Consider the following 24,692-nt stretch of genomic DNA (forward strand, 5'->3'; position numbering starts at 1 on the left):
CCTCCCCCGGGGCCGTTCAGCCCAACCAGATGCCGTCGCTGATCTGATCGAAGACGCGGTCCTTGTTCTCGGCGCTCTCTGAAAAATGGGCCAGGAGATCGCTGCGCGTGCCATCGCCGCTGGCGAGCCGTCCGACCCAATAATCATAGCCACCCTGTTCGTATTCGCGGCCCAGCGTGTGGCGGTAGAGCAGTTCGACGAAGTTCTCGTTGCTGACGGTGTCCTCGGTGCCGTAGGTGTCGATGAATTCGTCGGAAGCGAGGAAATGGCGGGAGGCGCTCATCACATCGTCTTCGCTCCGATCGAGCCGGTTGATCCAGAACTTGAGACCGTCCTGGTCGGGCGTTCGATCGAAGGCTGCCTGATAGAGGCGGTAGGCCTGGCCGGCATTGCCGTTGATATCGATGGCGAGCACACCGTCAAAGCCAAAAACGATGCGTTCGATATTGGTGAGGGTATCGGTGCTCAGATCGCCCACAAGATCCACAACAGTGACCGTGTCGGTTCCTATGCCGGAGATTTGCAGATCGCCTTGGCCGCGATCCCAGAAGGCGGCGAAGTCGCGACCGGCACCGCCTTCGATTATGTCATTGCCATCATTGCCGACGAGGAAATTGCTCTGGTCATTGCCGATGATGACGTCGTCGAAATCGGAACCTTGCGCCTCGGTAAAGCCGACAAGGGTGTCGACGTCGCCGTTGACGGTATTGGTGGCCTGACCGGTGGCGAGGTTGATATTGAAACCACTGCCGATGTGTTCTCCCTCGCGGACGTAATCAACATAGTCGCGGGTGTCGCCGGCGATGATGAGATCTGATCCACTGAGGCCTATCAGGCCCGTTGCAATTCCGTCATTGGCGCCTTCGATGACGTCGTGGAAGAATGTGCCGCGAAATTCCATGTGCTCGGTGACATTGATGGTGTCGACATCACCGTTGAACTTGTAGATCTTGCCTTCGCCCAGCTTGATATGCACGCCGACGAAGTCCGGACGGCTGCCTATCGGGTCGTCCCGGTCGTAGAGCCAGCCATAGGTCAAAGTCGCCCATTGCGGCGCATCGACGCTGTAGGTGTCGGACCCAAAACTGCCATCGAAGAGGATTTCGGCGCCCGCCTGGACAGTCATCGTATCGGCGAAACGTGAACCCGTGATCCCCCGGAGCCCGACAAAACTGTCCGTGTTTCCAAAGGTATCGACGACGGTGCCACTGCCGTCGCCATTCCAGGTCGCGACCACGCCCCGAGTGCCCCCGTCATGTTCGTAGGACATGCCGTCCCAGCCGGCGCCGCCGCCATCTATGAAATCGGCGCCGTCGCCCAAGTCGTGGAACCAGTCGTCGTCCATGCCGCCGACCAATTGGTCGGGGCCATTTGTGCCTCTGATATCAACCATGATGTACCCCTTTGCTTGCCTTTATTGCCTGCGGCGCGCGGAGCGCCCGTAGGGAGGCTAGTCGGGGGATGGACCGGGATGACAGCTATCAGAACTGATAGGGGTGGCGGCTAGATCAGATTGCGCCGCACGGCGATGGCTATTGCTTCTTCGCGGGTGCGGGCGCCAAGGCGGCGTCGGGCGGACATGATGTGGAGGTTAACCGTCTCGGACTTGATCCCGAGCGCAAAGGCGATCCGGTCATTGGCCATGCCCTGCGCAAGGCGCGCCAGCACATCCGCCTCCCGGCGGCTGAGTGGGTTGCCTGCCAATCGATCGCCCTGGGGGGAGATGAGGACAAGGGCCAGGGCATGGCCCGGATCGAAATAGTCTGCCCGGCCTACTGCTCCGATCATTGGGGGAGCGGGCAGCACCCGAAAGGCGTGAGAGGCGTCCCCGTTCGCCGCACGCAAACTGAGGGCGCGGCCTGCTACGGAGAGCTGGCGGCTGGCGAACTGGCGCAGCACCCGTTCGAGCCAACCCTGGGCGCGCTGATCGACAAAGCCGAGCCGCCCCTCCCGACAGGCCAATGCGCCGGCGGGACCAGACATTATTCCGCGCGCCAGAGCGTTGAAGAAATGGATGCGACGATCGACCCCGACCAGGAAGGCGGCGCCGGCAAACATGTCGAGCGCTTCGGCGCGGCTTTCGGAACGGGTGCGGGCATTGTGATAGATGGCAAAGGCGCGCCGCAAATGCGGGGCCGTGGCGTTGAGCGTATCCACGATGCGCGGCTGGAGGCGATCGCGATCGGCCAGGCGGATATTGCAGGAGATGCGGAAAATGCGCCTCCTGTCGCGCATCAGCGTGATGCCGACCCCGGTGCCGATATCTTCCTGGGGGCGCACCCAGTCATTGTACCATTCGGTCCGGCGCAAATGCTCGGTGGGCAGCAGGGATTCGGACGTCAGCGCGACGCCTATGGGCGCGCTTGCAGCCCGGGCCGACCAGGGATTGAGCTGGGCGTAGTGCTGGCGAAAGGAAGCGAGATAGGGCTCGGAATAGCCACTGCCGAGAATGCCGATATTGTTCCGGGTGGTAAGATCATGTCCGTGGAGGGAAATATAGGCGTGGTCGAATTCACGCTGGAACTGTTCGAGCAAGGCCGGCCAGCCAGCCGCCCCAATGGCGGCAGAATAGATCGTGTCGACCAGAATCTTCAGTCGTCTCGGATCCATTTCCCGCATCAGCGCCCCAAAGGAAGACCCAATCTCGGCCGCGGTTTATTTCGAACGCGGCCCGTCCCCTATCGATGAGAAGATTATATCCGTGCACTGTTCGAAATAATTGGTTTGAGGGGGGCCGCTATGCCGAAAGATTATGTGCAGCTGACCACAGGGCGCGTTGCTTACAGCCAAAGTCCCGGCGCGGGACCCGATCTGGTCTTGCTCCACTCCAATTCCACATGTGGCGACATTTTCGTCCATCAGCTTGGCGATCTGGGCAATCGGGCACGGGTGACGGCTATCGACCTGCCCGGCCATGGCGGCTCGGACGACCTGACCGATCTCTCGCTCTATGGGCTGGTTGGCTTTGCCGAGATAGTGGGGGCGGCGCTGGAGCGGCTGGGGATCGCCCATCCGCTGGTGGTGGGAACTTCGCTTGGTGGTCACATCGTGCTGGAGATGACGCGGAGCCACGCCATGGCCGGGGCGATGATTGTCGGCACGCCGCCCTACAGCCGAGATCCCGCCCGGATCGGCGAGGCCTATCGGCCCGACCCGGTGGCGGCGCTTTCCTTTGTCGGGGAGATGAGCGAGACCCAGATCGCCGAATTTGCCGATGCGCTGAGCGATGGGCACGGGACGGACCCGATGTGGCGCGATGCCGTGCGCCGCACCGATCCGAATATGCGGCGGCATCTGGCGGCGGGCCTCTTTGACCCCGCGGCAGGGGAGCAAAGGGCGCTGGCGGAAAACTGCCCCGTGCCGCTCGCCATCGTCAACGGCGCCGAGGACCGGTTCATCGATCTCGACTATGTCGACAGCCTTGCCTATGCCAATCTATGGTCCGGCAGGACATATCGGATCGAAGGCGCGGGGCACGCACCTTTCTTCAGCCGGCCGGAGGCGTTCAACGCGCTGCTCGGTCAGCTGGCGAAAACTGTGTTCGGGGACTGAGGGCGCAGGCGGAGTGGTTTTTTCATGCGTATTGCCATGATCGGCAGCGGCTATGTGGGGCTGGTGAGCGGGGCCTGCTTTGCCGATTTTGGCCATGAGGTGGTGTGCGTCGACCAGGATGGGGGGCGCATTGCCGCGCTCGACGCCGGGAAGATGCCGATTTTCGAGCCGGGGCTCGAGGCGCTGGTGACAGAAAATGTGAAGGGCGGGCGGCTGCATTTTTCGACCGCGCTGAAACCGGCCGTGGCCGCAGCGGACGTGGTGTTCATCGCCGTGGGCACGCCGTCGCGCCGGGGCGATGGGCACGCCGACCTCAGCTTCGTCGAGGCGGCGGCGGCCGAAATTGCCGGGGCGATTTCCGGATTTACGGTGGTGGTGACCAAATCAACCGTTCCTGTGGGGACGGGCGACAAGGTGGAGGCTATCATGCGGCAGACCAATCCCAATGCGGATATCGCGGTGGTCTCCAACCCCGAATTCCTGCGCGAGGGCGCGGCCATCGAGGATTTCAAGCGGCCCGACCGCATTCTTTTGGGCGTGGAAGACGAGCGGGCCCAGGCGGTGATGACGGAAATCTACCGACCGCTGTCGCTCAATGCGCCGCCGCTGCTGTTCGTCGACCGGCGGACCGCTGAGCTGACCAAATATGCCGGCAATGCGTTTCTGGCCATGAAGATCGCCTTCATCAACGAAATGGCCGATCTGTGCGAAAAGACCGGGGCCAATGTGCAGGATCTGGCGCGGGGGATCGGGCTCGACGGGCGGATCGGATCCAAATTCCTCAATGCCGGGCCGGGCTATGGCGGATCGTGCTTTCCCAAGGACACGCTGGCGCTGGTGCGGATCGGCGAGGATTTCGGCAGCCCGGTGCCGCTGGTGGAAACGGTGGTCGCCAGCAATGCACGGCGCAAGGCGGGCATGGCCGGGCGGGTCATTGCGGCCATGGGCGGGGATGTCTCGGGCAAGCGGATCGGGATCCTCGGCCTCACCTTTAAGCCCAATACGGACGATCTGCGCGAATCTCCGGCCCTCACGCTGATCGAAGATCTGCAGACGGCGGGCGCCTGGGTTCGCGCCTATGACCCCGAGGGAATGGAGGCGGCGCGGGGCATGCTGGAGGGCGTGGTGTTTGCCCATGACGAATATGACGCGGCCGAAGGCGTGGATGGGATGGTGCTGGTGACCGAGTGGAACGCGTTCCGCTCGCTCGATCTTGCGCGGCTGCGCGGATTGATGGCCAAGCCGGTGTTCGTCGATCTGCGCAATGTCTATCGCGACAAGGAAATGGAAGCGGCCGGCTTTGCCTATTTCAGCATCGGCCGCCCCAAGGGGAGCGGGAAGGGCACCGAGCGAAGGGCCGCTGCGGAATGAGGGTTTTTATCACCGGAACGGCGGGATTCATCGGCTTCCACCTGGCGCGGCAGCTTCTCGCCGATGGGCATGAGGTGGTCGGCTATGACGGGATGACGCCCTATTATGATGTGGCGCTGAAACGGGCGCGGCACGCCATTCTGGCAGAGGCGAACCGCTTCACGGCGGTCGAGGCGATGCTGGAGGATGGGGCGCGGCTCGAGGGCGAGATTTCCGGCTTCGCGCCCGATATTGTGGTGCATCTGGCCGCCCAGGCGGGGGTGCGCTACAGCCTCGAGGCGCCGGAGGCCTATGTCAGTGCCAATCTGGCGGGGACGTTCAACCTGCTCGAAGCGCTGCGCAGAACCAGGGTGCGGCATTTCCTTTTTGCCTCGACCTCCTCGGTCTATGGCGGCAATGAGGATTTTCCCTTCGCCGAGGCCGACCGGACCGATTTTCCCGTCTCGCTCTATGCCGCCACCAAGAAGGCGGGCGAGGCGATGAGCCACTCCTATGCCCATCTGTTCGATGTGCCGACGACCTGCTTCCGCTTCTTTACCGTCTACGGCCCCTGGGGGCGGCCGGACATGGCGCTGTTCAAATTCGTGTCGGCCATCGAGGAGGGTGAGCCCATAGACATTTATGGCATGGGCAAGATGCGACGCGATTTTACCTATGTCGATGATCTCGTCGCCTCGATCATCGCGCTGTTCGATGCGGTGCCGCAGGCGGGCAGGCCGGCGGCGCGCGCGGGGGTGGCGGATAGCCTCTCCCCTGTTGCCCCGTGGCGCAGCGTCAACATCGCCGGCGGGCAGCCGGTGGAGCTGATGGATTTCATCGGAACCATCGAGCGGCAGATGGGCAGAGAGGCGCAAAAGCGCATGCTGCCGATGCAGGCGGGGGATGTGACGGCGACGGAGGCGGATGCGCGCCTGCTCGCGGCGCTGACCGGGCAGCAGCCGACGACGCGGATCGAGGATGGGGTCAAGGCTTTCATCGACTGGTATCGGGACTGGAAGGGCGGCGGAGCGGCCTGATCGCCTGATGCCGCGACAGAAACGGGAGAGGCGCCGGATGAAGACAATCCTGTTTTTCTATCGCGATCTCGGCAATGGCGGGGTGCAGAACAACATGCTGCGCCTGGCCGAGGGGCTGGTGCAGCGCGGCTGGAGGATCGAATTTCTCATTGCCCGCACCGAGAATATGGAATTCGCCGTGCCCGAAGGGGTTTTGGTGCATCGGGCGGCATCGGCCAACCCCTGGCAGCTGGTCTGGGCGCTGGCGCGGATGATCGACCGGGACAAGCCGGACGCGATCTACACGGCCATGCCGAACTATAATTGCGCGGCGCTGGTGGCGCGGATGCTGGCGCGGCACAAGCCGAAAATCATCATCTCGGAGCGCAGCGATACGCGGGCCGAGCGGCGGCAGGGACGTTTTGACTGGTATGGCCTGTCGCTGCGGCTGGCGCCCTGGCTCTATACCAGGGCGGATCGCATTCTCGCCGTGTCGGAGGAAACCGCCGATAGCCTCGCGGCGGCGAGCGGCATTGCGCGGGACCGGATAGTGGTGTTGCACAATCCCGTCGTGAGCGCGGCGCTGGAAAAAGCCGCCGCGCATCCGCTGCACCACGAATGGGTGGAGGGACCCTATCGGCTGCTGGTGGCGGTGGGGCGGCTGGCGCCGCAAAAGGATTTTGCCACGCTGCTCCGCGCCTTTGCGCTGTTGCACGAAAAGCGCGCGGAGGCGCGGCTGGTGATTATCGGGGGTGGCGAGGAGCGGACACAGCTCGAAGCGCTGGCGGCGGAGCTGGATGTGGACCAGGCGGTGGACTTCATCGGCTTTGACGCCAATCCCTATCGCTGGATGGCGCGGGCGGATGTGTTCGTGCTGACCTCGCTCTGGGAGGGGCTGCCCACGGTTATCATCGAGGCGCTCGCCTGTGGCGCCACCATTGTGGCCACCGACAGCCCGAGCGGGCCGGCGCAGATCATCGGCCGGGACGGCACATTGGGTTATCTCGCGCCGATCGGCGATGCGCAGGCGATTGCCGAAAAACTCGATTATGCGCTGGACCACAAGCTGGACCCGGACGCGCTGCGCGCAGCATCCCGGCAATATTCATCGGGCAATTCCGTCGCACAATTCGAAGAAATATTGCTCGATCTTCTTCCGAAATACAAAAACTGACTTGCCATCGTGCTGCCGGCACTGTTCCCTGCCTACGGGGACAGGGTTCAGGCGGGACAGATGCTGGGGCAGGTTCTGACCTATTTGCCGGCCATGATATTGGCGCGGCTGGCAGGATTTGCCGTGCTGATCGGCGCGGCGCATCTGCTCGCCCCCGCTTCCACCGGGCTATTGGCGCTGGTGCTGCTGGTGGGCGAGGTTTGCGAAGGCATTTTTCTCAACTGGCTGCGCATTTTTCTGCTGCGGCAGGGTTCGGCGCAGGGGCTGATTTCGCTCGAGACGGCGCGGCTTTGTCTCCGTTTCTGGCTGGCCGGGATTCTTGGCGCATCGGTTCTGGCGAGCCTTATTGGACTGGCAGTGGCGGGCGGGGTGGCCGGGGCCTTTATCGGCGCAGTACTGGCCTATATCGCGGCGATCTCCCTCTTCAAATGTGGGCTGGCGCTGCTGCAGATGAGGGGGCGAGCGCGGCAGCATGGCCTGCTCGAAGCGCTGCGCGGGCTGGTCATGGCGCCAGCGGCAATCTGGGCGATGGCGTCGGGCCAAGACTGGATTTTTGTTGCCGGTGTCGTCGTCGCAATCACGGCGACGGTTGGCGGGGTGGCGCTCTGGCAGGGCCGAACCGGTCTTGGCGGCGAGGACCAGCGCCCTGCCCTGCCCGAAATGATCGCCATGGCGCCGCCCTTGATGGCGCTGGCGGCGCTCAATTTTGCCATCGGATCCATCGACCGGCTGATGCTGGGGTTTTCCGCTTCGCCTGCGGCGCTGGCGCCCTATGCCACCAGTTCCGCGCTGGGGCGACAGGGGTTCGATATCGCCACCAATGCCGTCAATGCCGGGGGTTTTCCGGCGCTGGTGGCAGCACGGGCCCGGGGGGATTGGGGCGGGCGGCTGGGGGAGCAGGCCCGCATCCTGATCGGCGTATTGCTGGCGGGCTATGTCGGGCTGGTGCTGACGCGGCATGATCTCGTCGACCTGCTCCTGCCCGAGGCCTATCGCGAAGAGGCGGCGATGCTGCTGCCGATCATCGGATTGGGCGCGGTGGCGCTCAATCTCAAGAACGGGTTGACCGACACGCTCCTTTTGATCGAGGGGCGCTATTGGCGGCAGATGATCGGGCTGGGTGCGGGGGCGGCCGTGTCCGTCGCCATGGCCATGCTGCTGGTGCCGGCATGGGGAGGGATCGGGGCGGCGGCGTCCTTTGCCGCGGGGGCGCTGACCGTGCTTTGCGTCAGCTTTTGGCAGGCGCGGGAATGGTTGAAATTTCCTGGCTCATGGGTGGCACTGGTGGCTGTATCGGGTCCGGCCGTAATCGTGGCGTTGGCTTGTGGCGGCGTCGCGTTGCTCATGCCGGCGGCGGGCGCGGCACTGCGACTGGGGACGACATTTGCTCTGGCCGTACCGCTGGCTCTCTGGGTGCTGGGGGCATGGCCAGGCCGGGTGGCGCCGCATGGCGGATGAGCACGCGCCGGACATCTCGATCATCATCACCAATTACAATTATGGCGCCTATCTCGGCGATGCGATCGGCTCGGCGCTGGGGCAAAGCCATGGGCGGGTGGAAGTGATCGTGGTCGATGACGGATCGACCGATGGATCGCGGGACATCATGGCCAGTTTTGCCGGGATAAAAGCCATCTACCAGGACAATCAGGGGCAGACCGGGGCGGCGATGGCCGGGCTCGCGGTGGCGCGAGGCGGGGTCATCGTCTTTCTCGATGCCGATGATGGCCTCCTGCCCGAGGTGTGCAGCCGGATCGCCGATGCTTATGCTCCCGATATTGCGCTCTATCAGTTTGCGCTCGAATGCCGGGGCCGTGAGAGCGGAGGATCGGGCGTTCTGCCCGAGCAGCCCTTTTTGGCGGATGGCCACAGGCAGCACGTCTTGCGGCATGGCGATTTCCCCAGCGCGCCCAACTCGGGGAACGCGTTTTCCGCCGCGCATTGCCGAAACATGTTTGCGCTGGTGACGCCGGAAGACCGGCGCCGGTACTTCGACGGTTTCCTGATTTTTTCCGCGCCGTTTTCGGGCCGCGTCGTGGCGCTGGAGGGTGTGCAGGGGTTTTACCGCAGGCATGGGCGAAATGTATCCCGGCCCGGATGGAGCCGGGCGGCGCTGCGGCACAATGTCGAAAACGCCCTGTCGCAGCGGCGCGGGATTGTGCTGGCGCAGGGTCAGGAGACAGGGCCGGATGGGGGCTTTCGCTTCCTCTCGCCCTATCATCTGCGCAATGCGATGGCCTTGCGGCGGATGGGCGAGAGGGATGTTCTCCCCGGAAAGAGCCTGATGGCCCTCTTTCTGACGCTGATGCGGCAGGCGGCGGGCTATCACGGGCTCACCCCCTTGCGCCGGATGCGGCTCTGGGGTGCGGGGCTGGTGCTGCTGGCCGCGCCGCGGGGGCTGCTGGCGCTGGTCTGGCCGGAATTCGGGCGATGAAGATATTGGCGCTGACCAGCGAATTCGCGCCGTTCAGGGGTGGGATCGGCACCTATGCAGCGGGGCTGGCGCGGGCGGCGACCGAACTCGGCCATGACATTGTTCTGGCTGCGCCCGACTATGACGGGGAGCATGGGGCATCGGATCGTCGGGAGTTTCCGTTTGAAATCATCCGCTATTCGGGCGGCCCGCATCGGGCGAAAGACGTGCCGGGGAAAATCACCTTGGCGCGACGTCTGGTGGGGCAAGGCCAATTCGATCTCGTCCATGCCATGGACTGGCCGTTTTTCCTGCCGGCGGCGCTGGCCGCGCGACGCGTGCCGCGGCTCTACAGCGTTCACGGATCGGAGATCGCGCATATGGCCCGGCCGACACGGCGCCTGGCGATGTCCGCCACCGGCGTTTGGCAGGGGGATTACCGGGTTTTGGGCGTAAGCGGCTTCACGCATGCGCTTTTTTGCCGGCATTTTCCCGAACTGCCGCCGGAGCGAAGCGGCTTCGTGCATCTGGGCGTCGACGCCGATTGGCTGGCGCACCAGGGCAAGCGCGACGATCGGGCAAGACTGGCTCTGCCTGGGGATCGGCTCATCGTGCTGACGCTGGCGCGGGTGACACGGCGCAAGGGCCATCTTGCGGCGCTGGAGGCGCTGGCGCGATTGCCCGAGCGGGTTCGGGACAGCCTCGTCTATGTCATTGCCGGACCGGACTGCGAGGACGACTATCGCAACGAGCTGGAGGCGGCGATTGCGGCCTCGCCGGTAGATGTGCGCCGCTACCGCGGCCTCGACCGGGCGGATGTGATGGCGCTCGTGGCGGCCAGCGATATTTTCTGCCTGCCGGGGGGATCAGGTGCAGACGGGCAGGTCGAGGGGTTCGGGTTGGTGCTGCTCGAGGCGGGGTCGCAAGGATTGCCGCTGATTGCCGGGGATGTGGGGGGCGTGGCCGAAGTCGTGCATGACGGGATCAGTGGCCTCGTCGTTCCGCCCGGCGATGTCGCAGCGCTTGCCAATGCGCTGTTGCGCCTTGCCGACGATAGTCAATTGCGGGCGCACCTTGGACGCGGGGCGCGGGCACGGGCCGAGAGCCTGACATGGCAGCGCTGCGCGGGGCTGACCTATGGTCCGACTGCGGACGCAGGGTGAGCAGCAGCACGACCATCCAGGCGAGCAGCAAGGATTTGGCGCCCAGCCCCTGCGCGCCGCTGATGCAGATGAGGAAATAGGCGGTCATGTAGGCGTGCACCCGGGTGCCGCCCCTGAGGCAGGCCCGAAGGATGAGAACAAGCGCCGCCAATAGCGCCAGCGCGATGAAAAGGCCGTAATCGACGAGCCAGCCGATCCAGGTGATCTCGATGCCGTAGGGCGTAGCGAAAGCGACCAGCATGTCGGCGCGCGGACCCGGGGCAAGACCAAAAAAGAGGGCGTCCGGGGGGAGATGGAAGGCAAGCTTGAGCGCGGCCCAGCGCGTCGCGGTGCTGCCGCCATCCTCGGCAAAGCGCGTGAGCACCTGGTCTGCGAGCCCGGACGCCGAGGCGGCCAGAACGCCCGCCACCACGCCCAGAACCAGCGTTGCGCGCATGAGGACGCGCTGCCGAGCGGGCAGCCGCGACAGCGCCGCCCGATCACAGAGCACGAAGACGATCAGGATCGAAAGAGTGGCGAGCAGCGCGAGCCGTCCGCCGAAGGCGAGCAGCGCCAGGGCGTGGAGTGCGATCTCGGGCAGCGCCATACGGCGAAAACCGGCAATGGCGCCGTTCACGACCAGATGGACCAGCGCGATGCCGGCGAGGAAGGCGGCGGTGAGCGGATGGCCGACAAGGCCAAGTGCCCTGCCGTCGCCGCGGATTTCTATGGCTCCGGCCACATGGGGCAGCAGCTTGATGCCGAACACGAATTCGGCAAGGCCGGTGAAGGAATTGGCGATCAGCAGCACCATGATTGCGCAGCGCAGGAAGCGGAAGAGGTCCGCGGGGATCGTCGTGACGAGATAGAGCAGCAGGATGGGGGTAAGAAAGGTGACGAGGAGCCCCGAAGCCGGCCGGCCAAGGATAAGCAATTGGACCGTGGCGAAGGCGATGAGTGCGATGAGGCTGAAGAATGTGCGGGGCGACAGGCCGATGAAGCGCATTTTTCCCGTCACGAGGACAGACAGCCCCAGCGCAACCAGCCCAAGCACCGTGGCGACATGGATTTTTTCCAGCGGATTGCCGCCCTGGCCAGCATAATTGATGCCCAGCACATAGAGCAGCGCCGGCGAAAAGAGGAATGCCGAAAACACCGCCGCCATGAGCGTGAAGCGGTACAGGCCCGAAATGGGGGAGCGCGGCCGCAGGGTCCGGAGCGTCGGGCCAGCTGCGGTCGCGCCCCTCATCATGACGCTTGTGCCAGTATCGTCCTGATCGGACGGGCAAGGCTGGTGGGCACGCGATAGGGCGTTTGCGTCGCGGTCAGCGCCGAAATCGGTGCGCTGTCGTGATGAACCACAATATCGAAGGCACTCTCGGGCAATTTGAGATCGAGCGCATCGGCACTTCGTGCCGCAAGCAGGGGCGAGCTCGGCGCGGCGCCCGTTTCCAGTTGCGGGCAGGCAATGGTCAGCTCGACCAGATAGACATTGCCGATGGTGAGATTGAGCGCGAGGCGCAGCTTACCCCTGGCGGTGGTGGATTGGGTGGTCAGATTGAGCTCGGAACGCCGCGCCGTGGCGCTCAGCGCCGGGCTGAGCGAATTGACGGCGACAAAGCCATCGCTGGAATTGCCCTGGCGCAGTTCCACCAGCGGCACGATTTCGCTGTGACACTGGGCGAAAATGGAGGCCGAACAGGCTTTGGAGGCATCGAGCCCCATCATCGACGGGGTGAAGCCGATTTCGTAAAAGGTCGAGGCGGCCGTGCCCGATATGCGCAGCCGGACGGCGGGCAGGCCCAGAAGCGTGGTCACCGAAATAATCTGGGTGGTGAGCGCGCCATTGGCCACCCAGCCAGTGGGCAGGGCGCCGCCGCTACCCACAATGCCGACCGATGCCCCCGCGGGACCCGGACTGGCGAGATTGGTGCCCGCCGGCTCGAGGCTCAGCCCGAGATCGGTTGTCGCCATGATGTCAGCGTCGAATTCGCGCCAATTGCCATCGGCGCTGCGCGCCCATTTCTTGCTGCTGCGGGCAAAATCACAGGCGTCGGCCGATGGGATGGCATTGCCGGCGCGTCGAAACCGGCGCGCGATGAAATCTGCGGCAAAGCCGGCACTGGCCGGCCACCATTGTGCCGTTGAAAGGCCGCCGATGCCCAGGGACAGGCCCAGCATCAGACGAGCCCCACCAGCAGGGTCGCGGTCGTGCCGGTGGCCTTAACCTGGCGCAGGCGCAGCGGCAGGATGGTGCCGCCGGCGATGCCGGAAAGTGTGACGCTGGCTCCCGAGGCCAGCACGACGGCCAGGGCGCCGGCGCCGCCGACATAGAGGGCACGGGTCACTTCGGACAAATCATTGCTGTCGTGCGGCGTGACGGCAAAACCGTGGCTGGCCGGTGCGTCAAGGCCGGGCGACAGGGTCTGGAAACGGTCGGGCATGGTCAAACTCCTCGGGGTTATCGAGGCGAAGTCTAGGTGTCGCCGCGCCCGGCGGGGACAAGTTGCAGTTCCGGCCCTAAGCCAATAGAGCCGTCCTCAGCCGGGCGATGAAGTCTGCCGGCGCTGCATTGGAAAAACCGTCCTGACGGCTGGTGGCGCCGGTCACGTCGCGAATGCAGCGGGAGATGTCGCTGACCCGATCGCAGATGGCGATACCGGGCCGGCCGAGCAAGGTGCGGGCCGTCTGGCTCTGGTGATCGGTGGTGTGTTCACCCCATTCGGCGCGGCGGGGCACGAGAACCATGGGTTTGCCCAATGCGGTGGCATCGAGAATTGTGCCGATGCCGGCATGGGCGACGACGAGGGAAGCGCGCTCGAGCCGGAGAAGAAAGGCATCGTTCTCCTCCATGCGCAGAAATTGCATATGGCGCGGCACGTAGCGGCCGGAGCCGATCTGGGCAAAAACCTTTATCTGCGGGTGCCTGGCGGCCCAATCGTCCATCAGGGTAATCAGCCGGTCGAACGGCAGGAGCGAGCCCACGGTGACGAGGATCATACGACGGCCCCCCAGAAATAAGGCCCCTTCTCGCGGGCGAGATGGCCCCATTGGGTCAGCCAGACGTCGGCGACGACCCGGGCCAATTTGCCGGAACCGGAGAGCGTTTCCGCATTGGCCAGGCTGTCGATCCAGATGGTGCGGGAGCCGACCAGCCATTTGGCGAGGGCCAAAGCCAGAAGGCCGGGGGCAGCGCCGGTGGAAACGACCACTTCCGGACGCAGCCTCAGGACGAGATTGGTGGTGGTGAAAACTGCAAAGGGCAGCGCCCACAAATTGCGACGATGAAAATCGGGCAGCAGGTAATAGGGATGCCCTTCGACCTGTTTGGCATATTCCGGGCGCACACTTGCGAAGCTGACATCGAGGCCGTTGAGCGCGGGGGCGAGGCGGCGAAACTCAACCCAATGCCCGCCGCCGGAAGTAACGACCAATACACATTTACTCACCGCACGCCCCTCTCGCCTCAAAAAGGCATCCAGGAAAACCTTGCCTGATCATCAGTTAGGCAGCGTCAATTCAATAAATCAAGGTAAATATTTACGCTTTTCTACGGAGGTCACCCCTTGATTGGCCACAGTAATTTTCCGCGCGGAGTAATTCTCTAGACGTCTTGCGATTTCAACTTCCCGTGAAGATTACCCTCCGGGATGGCATTGACATACCCATAGCCGCGCGGTTATGAATTAACCCATAGCCTCCGAGTTATCAATGACACAAGAGCAGCCCGACATTCTGTTTCGATCTCTTGCTGACCCGACGCGGCGCGCCATATTCGAGCGCCTTTGCCGCCAGGGCGAGCAGACCGTCGGCGCCCTCACGGCGCAGGCAGGCATTTCACAGCCCGCCGTTTCCAAGCATCTGGGCGTGCTCAAGCAGGCCGGACTGGTGCGGGACCGCCAGCAGGGACGGCAAACCCACTACACGGCGCTGCCGGAGGCGCTCGCCCCGCTGACGGACTGGACAAGGGAAATGTCCAGCTTCTGGGAAGCCAGGTTCGATGCACTGGAAGGGCTTTTGGGAAGGATGGACCAGTGACCGAAATTCCACAGATCCGCAGCGCCATCGTCGAGCGGGAAATTGCCCATCCGCCGGAGAAAATCTGGCGGGCGCTGACCCAGCCGCATCTTCTGGAAGAGTGGCTGATGGGCAATGATTTTGCGCCCGAGATCGGCCGCAAATTCACCTTTCGCCGGCAGCCCAACCCGGATGTCGACATCGTCATCGACTGCCAGGTGCTGGAGATCGAACCGAACCGGACGCTGTCCTATAGCTGGTCGGCCTTCGGGCTGGAAAGCGTGGTGACTTTCACGCTGGAGCCGGTGTCGAGCGGCACGCTTCTGCGCATGGAGCAGGCCGGGTTCCGGCCCGACCAGGACCGGGCCTACAAGGGCGCCCTGGCGTCCTGGAAACAGTTTTTCGCCAAGCTGGACGCAGTGGTCGCCACGCTCGAATGAACCCACAGGGGAAGGAGAAGAGACATGGCCAAACGCAATAATGACGAGGATGAGGGTGTATTCTCGGACACCGAAATTGCAGCAATGCAAGAAGGCCAAGAAGGAGCGCAAGAAAGGCAAGAAGGCCGATGGCCTCGCCGAACTTCTCGCCAAGGTCGAGGAGATGGAAGGGACGGACCGAAAGATTGCCGAGCGACTGCATGAACTGGTGACCACCCATGCACCGGGCCTCACGCCAAAAACCTGGTATGGCATGCCGGCCTGGGCCGACGAGAACGGCAAGGCGGTGTGCTTTTTCAAGGCCGCCGACAAATTCACCGAGCGTTATGCCACATTCGGGTTCAATCCCAATGCCAAGCTCGACGAGGGCAATATGTGGCCCACATCCTATGCTGTGCTCAAACTGGGCGAGGCGGAGGAAAAGCAGATCATCGCGATGATCAGGAAAGCGGCAGGAAGCTGACCGGAAATCGTCGAGGCCGTCGAAACGGGGCCTGCTGACGCGTCGTGACGGGCGGGGCCGGCATTGTGTCGCCCAACATGAAAACTGGGGGACACAATGGCCGAATACGGCTCGATCATCGTTCGCGGCGCGCGCGAAAACAATCTCAAGGGCGTGTCGCTCGATATTCCCAAGCGCAGGATCACGGTCTTCACCGGGGTTTCGGGATCGGGAAAATCCTCGCTGGTCTTCGGCACGATCGCGGCCGAGAGCCAGCGCCTGATCAACGAGACCTATCCGGCCTTCGTCCAGCAATTCATGCCCAAATATGGCCAGCCCGACGCCGACCAGCTGGAAAATATCTCGGCCGCCATCATTGTCGACCAGCAGCGGCTGGGCGGCAATTCGCGGTCCACGGTGGCGACGGTGACCGATACGGCGCAGATGCTGCGTGTGCTGTTCTCGCGCCTGGCCGAACCGCGGCTGGGGCCGCCGGGGCTCTATTCCTACAATGACCCGCGCGGCATGTGCCCGGACTGCGAGGGCATCGGGCAGGTCGCGGCCATGAACATGGCGGCGGTGATCGACGAAACCAGATCGCTCAATGGCGGGGCGCTGCTGCCCAAGGATTATGCGGTCGATAGCTGGTATTGGGAGATTTATGCCAATTCCGGCCTGTTCGACATGGACAAGCCGATATCGCAATATTCCCCCCAGGAGCGGGAAAACCTCTTCCATCTCGACGATGGTCGCAAGATCAAGGTGGGCAAGATCGGGCTGACCTATGAGGGTGTCGTCACCAAGCTCAAGAAGGGGCTGGGCTCGAAAGATCCCGACACTCTGCAGCCCCATGTGCGCCGCGAATATGATGCGATTTTCACCCGCGCCATTTGCCCGGTCTGCCAGGGCGCACGGCTCAACAAGGCGGCGCGCGAAAGCCGGATCGGGCGGCACAATATTGCCGAGCTTTCGGCCATGCAGGTGTCGGATCTGGCCGGATTGGTGCGCGAGATCGACGCAAGGGAAGTGCGCCCCATGCTGGCGGCACTGGCCGCCCGGCTCGACAATCTCGTCACCATAGGCCTCGGCTATCTCAGCCTCGACCGGGAAAGCGCCACGCTTTCGGGCGGGGAGAGCCAGCGGGTCAAGATGGTCAGGCATCTCGGCTCGTCGCTGACCGATATCACCTATGTGTTCGACGAGCCTTCGGTGGGCCTGCATCCGCACGATGTGGGGCGGCTGGCCGGGCTGATGGTGCAATTGCGCGACAAGGGCAACACCGTGCTGATCGTCGAGCACAAGCCCGACATGATCGCCATTGCCGACCATGTCGTCGATATGGGACCGCTGGCCGGATCCAAGGGCGGCGAGGTGGTCTATGAGGGCGATTTTGCCGGGCTGCTGACCTCGGGCACGCTGACCGGCCGGCACATGAACACCCACCAGCCGATCAAGGACAAGGTGCGCAAGCCGCAGGGCGAGGCGCTGCGGATCGAAGGGGCCCAGCTCAACAATCTGAAAAATGTGTCGGTGGCCATTCCGCGCGGGGTGCTCACCGCGGTCACCGGGGTCGCCGGATCGGGGAAATCGAGCCTCATCCAGGGCTGCCTGCCATTGGCCTATCCGGACACGATCATCATCGACCAGAATCTGGCGCGCGGCTCGCGCCGGTCCAATACGGCCACCTATACCGGCATTCTGGATGGCGTGCGAAAGGCCTTCGCCAAGGCCAATGGGGTGGACGCGTCGCTGTTCTCGGCCAATTCCAAGGGCGCCTGCCCGGATTGCAACGGGCTGGGGGTGATCTTCACCGATCTCGCCCATCTCGACCCGATGGTGACCATCTGCGAGACCTGCGAGGGCAAGCGCTTCGTACCCGAAGTCATCGCGCACCGTCTGCGCGGCAAATCCATCGCCGATGTCTATGAGATGAGCATCGAGGATGCGGCGGGTTTTTTCACCGAAGCGGCGATCGCCAAAATCCTGCGCGGCCTCGTGGACGTGGGGCTGGGCTATCTGACCCTCGGCCAGCCGCTTTCGACGCTGTCAGGGGGCGAGCGGCAGCGGCTCAAGCTCGCGGCCGAACTCGGCAAACAGGGCAATATCTATGTGCTCGACGAGCCGACGACGGGCCTGCACATGAACGATGTCGATACGCTGATCGGGCTGTTCGATCGGCTCGTCGATGCGGGCTCGACGGTTATTGTCATCGAGCACAATCGCGATGTGATTGCGCGATCGGACTGGGTGATCGATCTGGGGCCCGGGGCCGGCCACGAAGGCGGCGCGGTTCAGTTCGAGGGCGTGCCGGCCGATCTGGCACGGGCGGAAAGCTCGGTAACGGGGCAATATCTGGCCAAAATGGGCTGACAGGAAGCGCTTCGGCTCTTTCGCCCCTCTCCCCTTGAGGGAGAGGGACAGCAATTTTTGCGTTCAGCAAAAATTGCAGGGTGAGGGGTGAGGTCCTATCGGTGATGAACTGACAGTCTGAACCCCTCATCCGCCCCTGCGGGGCACCTTCTCCCCTCAGGGGAGAAGGGAAGGAAGAGGGGGTGGGGGCTTGTAGGGAGCGCTGACGGCCGCCCGTGCCAGAAACCCCAAAAAAACAAAAGACCCCGGTGGCGACACCGGGGTCTTTTTCGTGTTCCGGCAAAAGCCAGGACCGAAAATTATTCAGCGGCGCCTTCGGCGACGGCTGCGGCCTTGGCGGCCTTCTCTTCAGCGCGTTCCTTGGCCTTTTCGCCGGGCTCGCCCTTGTTCGGGTTGTTGCGGGCGTCGCGCTTGACGATACCGGCAACGTCGAGGAAGCGCAGGACGCGGTCGGTCGGCTGGGCGCCAACGCTGACCCAATGCTGGGCGCGCTCGGTGTTCAGCACGACGCGCTTTTCGTCGTCCTTGGCGAGCAGCGGGTTGAACGTGCCGATCTTCTCGATGAAGCGGCCGTCGCGCGGCGAACGGGCATCAGCAATGACGATCTGGTAGAAAGGGCGCTTCTTGGAGCCACCACGGGCCAGACGGATCTTGAGGGACATCTTTTTTTCCTAAGGCTGTCGGTTTTCGTAAAGGGGTTATTTCTTCTTGCCCAGGCCAGGAAGGCCAGGGAAACGGGGGGCGCCACCGAGGCCGGGCAGAACCGGGCCACCGGAGGATTTCAAAAGTGCATTGACGTCGGTGGGCAGCTTGTCGGCAATCGGCAGGTCGGCGCCGGGCAGGCCCTTGAGTTGCTCGGGATTGATCCCGGCCTGGCGGGCCATCTGCTCGAGCTGCTTGGGATCCATCTTGGAGAGATCGGGCATGCCGCCCATCATCCCACCCATCTTGCCGCCGAACATGCCGGCGAGCGAACCCATGCCGCCCTTGGAAACTTTCTTCATCATGTCCGCCATCTGGCGGTGCTGCTTGGCAAGCTTGTTGATTTCCGAGACTTCGACGCCGGCGCCAGCGGCAACGCGCTTGCGGCGGGACGCATTGAGCAGGTCCGGATTGGCGCGTTCCTTGGCCGTCATCGAATTGATGATGGCGACCTGACGGTCAAAGATCTTCTCGTCGACATTGGCGCCGGCCATGGCCTTCTTCATCTGGCCCGCGCCAGGAAGCATGCCCATGAGGCCGCCCATGCCGCCCATCTTCTTCATCTGGATGAGCTGGGCGCGCAGATCGTCGAGGTCGAAGGAGCCCTTCTTGAGCTTCTTGGCCATCTTGGCCGCGTCTTCGGCCGTGACGTGTTCGGCAGCCTTTTCGACGAGCGAAACAATGTCGCCCATGCCCAGGATGCGGTCGGCGATGCGGCCGGGATGGAAATCCTCGAGCGCATCCATCTTTTCGCCGACACCGATCAGCTTGATCGGCTTGCCGGTGGCCGCGCGCATGGAGAGCGCAGCGCCGCCGCGACCATCGCCATCGACGCGGGTCAGCACGATGCCAGTGACATCGAGGCGACCATCGAAGGAGCGGGCGACGTTGATCGCGTCCTGGCCGGTCAGCGCGTCGACGACGAGCAGGATTTCGTGCGGATTGGCGATGTCCTTGATGGAGACGGTTTCGGCCATCAATTCTTCGTCGATATGGGTGCGACCCGCAGTATCGAGAATGAGGACATCATAACCGCCCAGACGGCCTTCGCGCTCGGCGCGGCGGGCGATCTCGACCGGGGTGTCGGTGGCAATGATCGGCAGCGTATCGACGCCGACCTGTTCGCCGAGCACGCGCAGCTGCTCCATGGCGGCCGGGCGGCGTGTATCGAGCGAGGCGAGCAGCACTTTCTTGCGCTGCTTGTCCTTGAGGCGTTTGGCAATCTTTGCCGTCGTCGTCGTCTTGCCCGAACCCTGGAGGCCGACCATGAGCAGGGTAACGGGCGCCGGCGCGTTGAGATCGATGGTGACCGTGTCGGAGCCGAGAACGGCGACCAGTTCGTCATTGACGATCTTGATGACCTGCTGGCCCGGCGTGACCGAACGGGTGACTTCGGCGCCGACGGCGCGCTCGCGGACCTGTTCGACAAAGGCGCGGACGACTTCGAGCGAGACGTCAGCCTCGATCAGCGCCCGGCGGATTTCGCGCATGGCCGCGTCAACATCGGCAGCATTGAGCGCGCCGCGTCCGCGAAGTCCATCGAAAATCTTGCCAAGCCGGTCGCTTAAGCTCTCAAACATCTTTTTTCCTTTTCGCTCGCGGGCCAATCCCGCAAGAGATAGGGTTCAATTCAGCCAAACGCAAAACCCACCCGCGGGCGCAACGCGCTGGCGGATGTTGGCCTCCGGGATCGTGGCACCCGTCTGGGGTCCCGGTCGGCGGGTCAGGAGCAAAAGCCTGATGAACGGGTCGCGTTTAGGGCAATGAAGGCCCCGAGTCAAGAAAGTCCGGCAATTCGGCCGCATAAAGAGGGGGTCTATCGTCGATGTGCAGACGACCTTCTGGCGTCAATGCCGCCTTGAGACGTCCGAGCGCACGATGCCCGAGTTCGGGATGACGGCCATCGAGCGCCCCTACCCGTAGGGCGAAGGCCAGATCGAATTGTTGCTCGTTTGGATCGAGTACGAAGTCCTCGACAGCGACGCAGCGAAAGGCCAGCCGGCCAGAGACCAATTCGGCGGCTGATCCGGATCGGGCCTGTGCAATGGCCTTTTCGGAGCGGTCAATGGCGAGAACAAAACCCTGCGGCAGCGCGAGGCTGACAAGTCGCGCCGCGACACCGGGCCCGCAGCCGATTTCGAGCACCCGCAGATCAGGGCGCAGCGGCAGGGCGGCAATGGCTTGGGCAATGCGCGGCGAGACGGAATGGGTCATGACATCATTTTGAACGGAAAATGGACAGATCATGTCAGCAGGCGGGGGTGCTGCAAGCCGTCACTGGCAATTTTAACACGCATCCGCCATATAGGACGCAATACCTGCACCCCTTGCGGACTTTCGGGAATGACGGCTTTGAGCAACGTCCCCTTTTTCAAGATGAACGGGCTGGGCAACCAGATCATCGTGGCCGATATGCGCGGCCGGACCGATCGCGTCACCCCCGAGGCGGCCATTGCCATCAATGCGCGCCCCGAAACCAAATTCGACCAGATCATGGCCATCCATGACAGCCGGACGCCGGGCACCGTCAATTATATCGAGATCATCAATTCGGACGGCAGCCGCGCCCAGGCCTGCGGCAATGGCATGCGCTGCGTGGTGCAGGCGCTGAGCGCCGAGCAGGGGCGGCAGCGGTTCACCTTCGAGACGGTCGCGGGCATTCTTTTTGGCGAAGAGGCTGAAGACGGGCAGATCACCGTCGACATGGGCACGCCAAAGTTCGCCTGGTATGAAATTCCACTCAACGAGGAATTCGCCGACACCCGCAAGATCGAACTGCAGATCGGGCCGATCGATGCGCCGGTGCTGCATTCCCCCTCGGTCATGGCCATAGGCAATCCGCACGCCACCTTCTGGGTGAAGGACGACGTCTGGGACTATGCGCTCGACCGCTTCGGGCCGCTGCTCGAAAACCATCCTCTGTTCCCTGAGCGCGCCAATATCTCCATCGCCAATGTTGTCACCAGCGACAAGATCATCCTGCGCACCTGGGAGCGCGGGGCGGGCCTCACCGAAGCCTGCGGCACCGCCGCCTGCGCCGCCTTGGTCAATGCCGCGCGCACCCGCCGCACCGGCCGCAAGGCAACCGTGACCGTGCCCGGCGGCGATCTCGTCGTCGAATGGCTCGACAATGACCATGTGACCTTGACCGGCCCGGCCGAATTCGAGTGGGAAGGCACGCTCGACCCCAAGACCGGCGCCTGGACGCGCACCGAGGCCGCCTGATGGGTGTCGAAACCCTGACATTCGGGTGTCGTCTCAATGCCTTTGAGGGCGCGGTGATGAAGGCCGAGGCCGAAAAGGCCGGGCTCGACAACGCCATCATCGTCAATACCTGCGCGGTGACCGCCGAGGCGGTCAAGCAGGCCAAGCAGGCCGTGCGCAAGGCGCGACGCGACAATCCCACGGCCCGCATCATCGTCACCGGCTGCGCCGCCCAGACCGAGGCGCGCACATTCGGGGACATGGAAGAGGTCGACCTGGTCATCGGCAATGCCGACAAGCTCAGGGCCGAGAGCTACAAGCCGATGGTCTTTGGCGTGGCGCTCAATGACAAGGTGCAGGTCAACGACATTATGAGCGTGCGGGAAACCGCGGGACACCTGATCGAGGGCATGGACCGGCACACCCGCGCCTTCGTGCAGGTGCAGAACGGGTGCGATCATCGCTGCACCTTCTGCATCATCCCCTTTGGGCGCGGCCCCTCCCGCTCGGTGCCGATGGGGGTGGTGGTCGAGCAGATCAAGAAACTCGTGTCCAATGGCCATTCGGAAGTCGTGCTGACCGGGGTGGATATCACCTCCTATGGCCCCGATCTGCCGGGCAGCCCGACGCTGGGCACGCTGACGCAGGCCATTTTGCGGCATGTGCCGGACCTGCCGCGCCTGCGCATCTCGTCCATCGACTCGATCGAGGCCGACCCGGCGCTCTACGAGGCCGTGGGCGAAAGCCGGCTGATGCCGCATCTGCACCTGTCACTGCAATCGGGCGATGATCTCATCTTGAAGCGGATGAAGCGGCGGCATTCTCGCGCCGATGCGCTGGGCGTGATCGAAAAGCTGCGCGCCATCCGGCCCGACATGGTTTTTGGCGCCGATATCATTGCCGGGTTTCCCACCGAAACCGAGGCGATGTTCGCCAATTCGCTCTCCTTCATCGGCGAGGCCGATCTCACCTATATCCATGCCTTCCCCTATTCGCCGCGCGCCGGCACGCCTGCGGCCCGCATGCCGCAGGTGGACACCGGGATCGCCCGCAAGCGGGCGGCGCTGCTACGCGCGGCGGGGGAAAAGCAGTTCGAGGCGCTGTGCGAGAGCCGCATCGGGCGGCAGGAAAACGTGCTGGTCGAGCGCAACGGCATCTCGCGGACTGAACAATTCGTGCCCGTACACGTTGCGGACACGACACCGGGCGATCTTGTCAGCGTGACGATCACCGGACGCGGAGCCAGGGGGCTCGTGGGCGAAAAATTGCGGGCCGCAGCGTGATCGCGGCAGGAAGCGTCGGGGCAGACTATGAGCGATAAAGTATCCGGGTTCTTCAAGCGCCTGTTCGGCACCGAGCCCGCGCCGGAGCCGACCCCGGCGCCGCCCGAGACGCAGCCGGAAACGCCTGTCGCGCCGCCACAGCCTGAGACAGCGCCTGTTGCGCCGACCCCCGAGCCGGTCGCGCCGCCGCCCCCTGCCCCCGAGGATGTGCCCCCGCCCGGCCCCCCGGAGACCACGCCCGACTATATCGAGGCGGTCGAAGATCAGTTCGTCACGCCCCCCGCCCCAATTGCGCCGCCGGCCGAGCGGCAGAGCTGGTTTTCGCGACTGACCACGGGCCTCCGCCGCTCTTCGGACAATCTCACGGCCTCGATCACCTCGGTCTTCACCAAGCGCAAGCTGGACGCGGCGACGCTCGACGAGCTCGAGGACGTTCTTATCCAGGCCGATCTCGGCCTCGAGACCGCCACGGCCATCACCGAGACGCTGCGCCGCGACCGCTTCGACAAGGATGTGTCGGGCGAAGATGTGCGGGCGGTTCTCGCCAGCGAGGTCGAAAAGGTGCTGGGCCAGGTCGCCCGTCCGCTGGTGATCGAGACAAGTCAAAAACCCTTCGTCATCCTGATGATCGGGGTCAATGGCTCGGGCAAGACCACGACCATCGGCAAACTGGCGCAAAAATTCGCCGCCGAGGGCAAATCGGTGATGCTGGCGGCCGGCGACACGTTCCGCGCGGCGGCAATCGAACAGCTTCAGGTGTGGGGTCAGCGGACCGGCGCGCCGGTGATCGCCATGCCCGCCGGGTCGGACGCGTCTGGCCTCGCCTTCGACGCCGTCACCCAGGCCAAGGCGCAGGGTCGCGATGTCCTGATCATCGACACCGCGGGGCGCCTGCAGAACCGCGACGAGCTGATGAACGAGCTCGAAAAGATCATTCGCGTCATCAAGAAGGTCGAGCCGAGCGCGCCGCATGCGACGCTTCTCACGCTCGATGCCACGACCGGGCAGAACGCCATGAAGCAGGTCGAGATTTTCGGCAAGCGCGCCGGGGTCACCGGGCTGGTGATGACAAAACTCGACGGAACGGCGCGCGGCGGTATTCTCGTTGCCATCGCGAAAAAGTTCGGCCTGCCGGTGCACTTCATCGGCGTTGGCGAAGGGGTGGACGATCTCGAACCCTTCTCGGCCAATGAATTTGCGCGGGCGATTGCCGGACGCGAGTGAGAGGGAAAACGACCCTCGCTCACCGAGCGACGGGGCTTCCCTCGGGCTTGACCCGAGGGCCGCTACCCATGCGCATATTGCCAGTATTGGGGCTCGCCGAGTGGCCCTCGGGTCAAGCCCGAGGGAAGCGCGGCGCCCATTGTGTCCTCGCTGGCAAAGGGGAGGCTAGGTGGGGGTGCCCCGCCATTCGAGCGTAGCTCTCATGGCCCGGAAACGGCCCCGCCATTCGAGCGTAACTCTCATGGCCTTGGCGGCTCGTCAGGCTCCACTGGAGCCTGACGGCGGCTGCGCCGCGCGCCGCCAAGCCCAAAAATCACCATTCTTGCCCGCTAGAGCTTGCATGGCACGCGTGATGCCATCACA

Annotated in this window: 23 protein-coding genes and 1 pseudogene; 14 read left to right on the forward strand and 10 right to left on the reverse strand. The window is 64.0% G+C overall.

Annotation, left to right across the window (positions count from 1 at the left end; all coding sequences use genetic code 11):
• Window positions 1–16: 16 nt before the first annotated feature.
• On the reverse strand, window positions 17–1,393 hold the full coding sequence (locus N0P34_RS19570) for a DUF4214 domain-containing protein (RefSeq protein ID WP_275604876.1): 1,377 nt from the start codon (window positions 1,391–1,393) through the stop codon (window positions 17–19).
• A gap of 110 nt (window positions 1,394–1,503) precedes the next feature.
• The gene (locus N0P34_RS19575; RefSeq protein WP_275604877.1) at window positions 1,504–2,610 is read right to left on the reverse strand and encodes a LuxR C-terminal-related transcriptional regulator; all 1,107 of its coding nucleotides are present in this window, start codon (window positions 2,608–2,610) and stop codon (window positions 1,504–1,506) included.
• Window positions 2,611–2,739: 129 nt separating this feature from the next.
• Here N0P34_RS19575 and N0P34_RS19580 point away from each other — a divergent pair, with 129 nt between their 5' ends.
• The 7 genes from N0P34_RS19580 to N0P34_RS19610 are packed head-to-tail and all read left to right on the forward strand — an operon-like array spanning window position 2,740 to window position 10,668.
• Complete coding sequence (locus tag N0P34_RS19580) at window positions 2,740–3,552, forward strand: alpha/beta hydrolase (RefSeq protein WP_275604878.1); 813 nt, start codon at window positions 2,740–2,742, stop codon at window positions 3,550–3,552.
• Between the two features lie 24 nt (window positions 3,553–3,576).
• On the forward strand, window positions 3,577–4,923 hold the full coding sequence (locus N0P34_RS19585) for a UDP-glucose/GDP-mannose dehydrogenase family protein (RefSeq protein ID WP_275604879.1): 1,347 nt from the start codon (window positions 3,577–3,579) through the stop codon (window positions 4,921–4,923).
• Entirely contained in the window at window positions 4,920–5,939 is a 1,020-nt protein-coding gene (locus N0P34_RS19590) for an NAD-dependent epimerase/dehydratase family protein (RefSeq protein WP_275604880.1), read from the forward strand. Before N0P34_RS19585 ends, N0P34_RS19590 begins: the two co-directional genes overlap by 4 nt.
• Window positions 5,940–5,976: 37 nt before the next feature.
• Window positions 5,977–7,092 carry a glycosyltransferase gene (locus tag N0P34_RS19595; RefSeq protein ID WP_275604881.1) on the forward strand — a complete coding sequence of 372 codons (1,116 nt, stop codon included), beginning with the start codon at window positions 5,977–5,979 and terminating at the stop codon, window positions 7,090–7,092.
• A gap of 60 nt (window positions 7,093–7,152) precedes the next feature.
• Window positions 7,153–8,550 carry a polysaccharide biosynthesis C-terminal domain-containing protein gene (locus N0P34_RS19600; protein WP_275604882.1) on the forward strand — a complete coding sequence of 466 codons (1,398 nt, stop codon included), beginning with the start codon at window positions 7,153–7,155 and terminating at the stop codon, window positions 8,548–8,550.
• Window positions 8,540–9,526, forward strand: a complete 987-nt coding sequence (locus N0P34_RS19605; protein WP_275604883.1) for a glycosyltransferase family 2 protein — start codon at window positions 8,540–8,542, stop codon at window positions 9,524–9,526. The genes N0P34_RS19600 and N0P34_RS19605 overlap by 11 nt, the downstream gene beginning before the upstream one ends.
• Entirely contained in the window at window positions 9,523–10,668 is a 1,146-nt protein-coding gene (locus N0P34_RS19610) for a glycosyltransferase family 4 protein (RefSeq protein ID WP_275604884.1), read from the forward strand. The genes N0P34_RS19605 and N0P34_RS19610 overlap by 4 nt, the downstream gene beginning before the upstream one ends.
• Before the next feature lie 55 nt (window positions 10,669–10,723).
• Here N0P34_RS19610 and N0P34_RS19615 read toward each other — a convergent pair.
• From N0P34_RS19615 to N0P34_RS19635, 5 genes and pseudogenes are all read right to left on the reverse strand, one after another.
• Window positions 10,724–11,899 (reverse strand): annotated as a pseudogene (locus N0P34_RS19615) (VpsF family polysaccharide biosynthesis protein); the annotation flags it as partial.
• Window positions 11,896–12,828 carry a hypothetical protein gene (locus N0P34_RS19620; protein ID WP_275604885.1) on the reverse strand — a complete coding sequence of 311 codons (933 nt, stop codon included), beginning with the start codon at window positions 12,826–12,828 and terminating at the stop codon, window positions 11,896–11,898. The gene N0P34_RS19620 and the pseudogene N0P34_RS19615, both read right to left, overlap by 4 nt.
• A complete protein-coding gene (locus N0P34_RS19625; protein ID WP_275604886.1) occupies window positions 12,828–13,091 on the reverse strand; it encodes a hypothetical protein in 264 nt (87 codons plus the stop codon). The genes N0P34_RS19620 and N0P34_RS19625 overlap by 1 nt, the downstream gene beginning before the upstream one ends.
• A 76-nt stretch (window positions 13,092–13,167) precedes the next feature.
• Window positions 13,168–13,647 carry a glycosyltransferase gene (locus tag N0P34_RS19630; RefSeq protein WP_275604887.1) on the reverse strand — a complete coding sequence of 160 codons (480 nt, stop codon included), beginning with the start codon at window positions 13,645–13,647 and terminating at the stop codon, window positions 13,168–13,170.
• On the reverse strand, window positions 13,644–14,081 hold the full coding sequence (locus N0P34_RS19635) for a hypothetical protein (RefSeq protein WP_275604888.1): 438 nt from the start codon (window positions 14,079–14,081) through the stop codon (window positions 13,644–13,646). The genes N0P34_RS19630 and N0P34_RS19635 overlap by 4 nt, the downstream gene beginning before the upstream one ends.
• A gap of 277 nt (window positions 14,082–14,358) precedes the next feature.
• Here N0P34_RS19635 and N0P34_RS19640 point away from each other — a divergent pair, with 277 nt between their 5' ends.
• The 4 genes from N0P34_RS19640 (at window position 14,359) to N0P34_RS19655 (ending at window position 17,916) form a co-directional block, all read left to right on the forward strand.
• Window positions 14,359–14,685: a metalloregulator ArsR/SmtB family transcription factor gene (locus N0P34_RS19640; RefSeq protein WP_275604889.1), complete on the forward strand. Its 327-nt coding sequence runs from the start codon at window positions 14,359–14,361 to the stop codon at window positions 14,683–14,685.
• A gap of 5 nt (window positions 14,686–14,690) precedes the next feature.
• Entirely contained in the window at window positions 14,691–15,104 is a 414-nt protein-coding gene (locus N0P34_RS19645; protein WP_275607036.1) for an SRPBCC domain-containing protein, read from the forward strand.
• A gap of 76 nt (window positions 15,105–15,180) precedes the next feature.
• Complete coding sequence (locus N0P34_RS19650) at window positions 15,181–15,567, forward strand: DUF1801 domain-containing protein (RefSeq protein ID WP_275604890.1); 387 nt, start codon at window positions 15,181–15,183, stop codon at window positions 15,565–15,567.
• A gap of 96 nt (window positions 15,568–15,663) precedes the next feature.
• Window positions 15,664–17,916 carry an excinuclease ABC subunit UvrA gene (locus N0P34_RS19655; RefSeq protein WP_275604891.1) on the forward strand — a complete coding sequence of 751 codons (2,253 nt, stop codon included), beginning with the start codon at window positions 15,664–15,666 and terminating at the stop codon, window positions 17,914–17,916.
• A 299-nt stretch (window positions 17,917–18,215) separates the two neighbouring features.
• On the opposite strand, the gene rpsP is transcribed toward N0P34_RS19655, so the two are convergent.
• The 3 genes from rpsP to N0P34_RS19670 form a co-directional block, all read right to left on the reverse strand.
• Window positions 18,216–18,578 carry a 30S ribosomal protein S16 gene (gene rpsP, locus N0P34_RS19660; RefSeq protein ID WP_275604892.1) on the reverse strand — a complete coding sequence of 121 codons (363 nt, stop codon included), beginning with the start codon at window positions 18,576–18,578 and terminating at the stop codon, window positions 18,216–18,218.
• Between the two features lie 36 nt (window positions 18,579–18,614).
• Complete coding sequence (gene ffh / locus N0P34_RS19665; RefSeq protein WP_275604893.1) at window positions 18,615–20,198, reverse strand: signal recognition particle protein; 1,584 nt, start codon at window positions 20,196–20,198, stop codon at window positions 18,615–18,617.
• 175 nt (window positions 20,199–20,373) lie between these two features.
• Complete coding sequence (locus N0P34_RS19670) at window positions 20,374–20,865, reverse strand: class I SAM-dependent methyltransferase (protein WP_275604894.1); 492 nt, start codon at window positions 20,863–20,865, stop codon at window positions 20,374–20,376.
• A 96-nt stretch (window positions 20,866–20,961) separates the two neighbouring features.
• Between N0P34_RS19670 and dapF the strand changes: the two genes are divergently transcribed.
• Genes dapF through ftsY form a run of 3 tightly spaced genes read left to right on the forward strand, consistent with a single transcriptional unit; the run spans window position 20,962 to window position 24,329 of the window.
• Window positions 20,962–21,843, forward strand: coding sequence for a diaminopimelate epimerase (gene dapF / locus N0P34_RS19675; protein ID WP_275604895.1), 882 nt, complete (start codon window positions 20,962–20,964; stop codon window positions 21,841–21,843).
• Window positions 21,843–23,105, forward strand: coding sequence for a tRNA (N(6)-L-threonylcarbamoyladenosine(37)-C(2))-methylthiotransferase MtaB (mtaB, locus tag N0P34_RS19680; protein WP_275604896.1), 1,263 nt, complete (start codon window positions 21,843–21,845; stop codon window positions 23,103–23,105). Before dapF ends, mtaB begins: the two co-directional genes overlap by 1 nt.
• 27 nt (window positions 23,106–23,132) lie before the next feature.
• Window positions 23,133–24,329 (forward strand): signal recognition particle-docking protein FtsY, encoded by a 1,197-nt coding sequence (ftsY, locus tag N0P34_RS19685; protein WP_275604897.1) that lies wholly within the window; start codon window positions 23,133–23,135, stop codon window positions 24,327–24,329.
• Window positions 24,330–24,692: the final 363 nt, after the last annotated feature.

It is taken from the genome of Devosia sp. FJ2-5-3, from assembly GCF_029201545.1.
Taxonomy (GTDB): Bacteria; Pseudomonadota; Alphaproteobacteria; order Rhizobiales; family Devosiaceae; genus Devosia.

Excerpts from the sequence above, each read along its gene's own strand:
- N0P34_RS19570 (WP_275604876.1), bottom strand. The coding sequence starts at position 1,393 with ATGGTTGATATCAGAGGCACAAATGGCCCCGACCAATTGGTCGGCGGC.
- N0P34_RS19575 (WP_275604877.1), bottom strand. The coding sequence starts at position 2,610 with ATGGATCCGAGACGACTGAAGATTCTGGTCGACACGATCTATTCTGCC.
- N0P34_RS19580 (WP_275604878.1), top strand. The coding sequence starts at position 2,740 with ATGCCGAAAGATTATGTGCAGCTGACCACAGGGCGCGTTGCTTACAGC.
- N0P34_RS19585 (WP_275604879.1), top strand. The coding sequence starts at position 3,577 with ATGCGTATTGCCATGATCGGCAGCGGCTATGTGGGGCTGGTGAGCGGG.
- N0P34_RS19590 (WP_275604880.1), top strand. The coding sequence starts at position 4,920 with ATGAGGGTTTTTATCACCGGAACGGCGGGATTCATCGGCTTCCACCTG.
- N0P34_RS19595 (WP_275604881.1), top strand. The coding sequence starts at position 5,977 with ATGAAGACAATCCTGTTTTTCTATCGCGATCTCGGCAATGGCGGGGTG.
- N0P34_RS19600 (WP_275604882.1), top strand. The coding sequence starts at position 7,153 with ATGCTGGGGCAGGTTCTGACCTATTTGCCGGCCATGATATTGGCGCGG.
- N0P34_RS19605 (WP_275604883.1), top strand. The coding sequence starts at position 8,540 with ATGGCGGATGAGCACGCGCCGGACATCTCGATCATCATCACCAATTAC.
- N0P34_RS19610 (WP_275604884.1), top strand. The coding sequence starts at position 9,523 with ATGAAGATATTGGCGCTGACCAGCGAATTCGCGCCGTTCAGGGGTGGG.
- N0P34_RS19620 (WP_275604885.1), bottom strand. The coding sequence starts at position 12,828 with ATGCTGGGCCTGTCCCTGGGCATCGGCGGCCTTTCAACGGCACAATGG.
- N0P34_RS19625 (WP_275604886.1), bottom strand. The coding sequence starts at position 13,091 with ATGCCCGACCGTTTCCAGACCCTGTCGCCCGGCCTTGACGCACCGGCC.
- N0P34_RS19630 (WP_275604887.1), bottom strand. The coding sequence starts at position 13,647 with ATGATCCTCGTCACCGTGGGCTCGCTCCTGCCGTTCGACCGGCTGATT.
- N0P34_RS19640 (WP_275604889.1), top strand. The coding sequence starts at position 14,359 with ATGACACAAGAGCAGCCCGACATTCTGTTTCGATCTCTTGCTGACCCG.
- N0P34_RS19655 (WP_275604891.1), top strand. The coding sequence starts at position 15,664 with ATGGCCGAATACGGCTCGATCATCGTTCGCGGCGCGCGCGAAAACAAT.
- rpsP (WP_275604892.1), bottom strand. The coding sequence starts at position 18,578 with ATGTCCCTCAAGATCCGTCTGGCCCGTGGTGGCTCCAAGAAGCGCCCT.
- ffh (WP_275604893.1), bottom strand. The coding sequence starts at position 20,198 with ATGTTTGAGAGCTTAAGCGACCGGCTTGGCAAGATTTTCGATGGACTT.
- N0P34_RS19670 (WP_275604894.1), bottom strand. The coding sequence starts at position 20,865 with ATGATCTGTCCATTTTCCGTTCAAAATGATGTCATGACCCATTCCGTC.
- dapF (WP_275604895.1), top strand. The coding sequence starts at position 20,962 with ATGACGGCTTTGAGCAACGTCCCCTTTTTCAAGATGAACGGGCTGGGC.
- mtaB (WP_275604896.1), top strand. The coding sequence starts at position 21,843 with ATGGGTGTCGAAACCCTGACATTCGGGTGTCGTCTCAATGCCTTTGAG.
- ftsY (WP_275604897.1), top strand. The coding sequence starts at position 23,133 with ATGAGCGATAAAGTATCCGGGTTCTTCAAGCGCCTGTTCGGCACCGAG.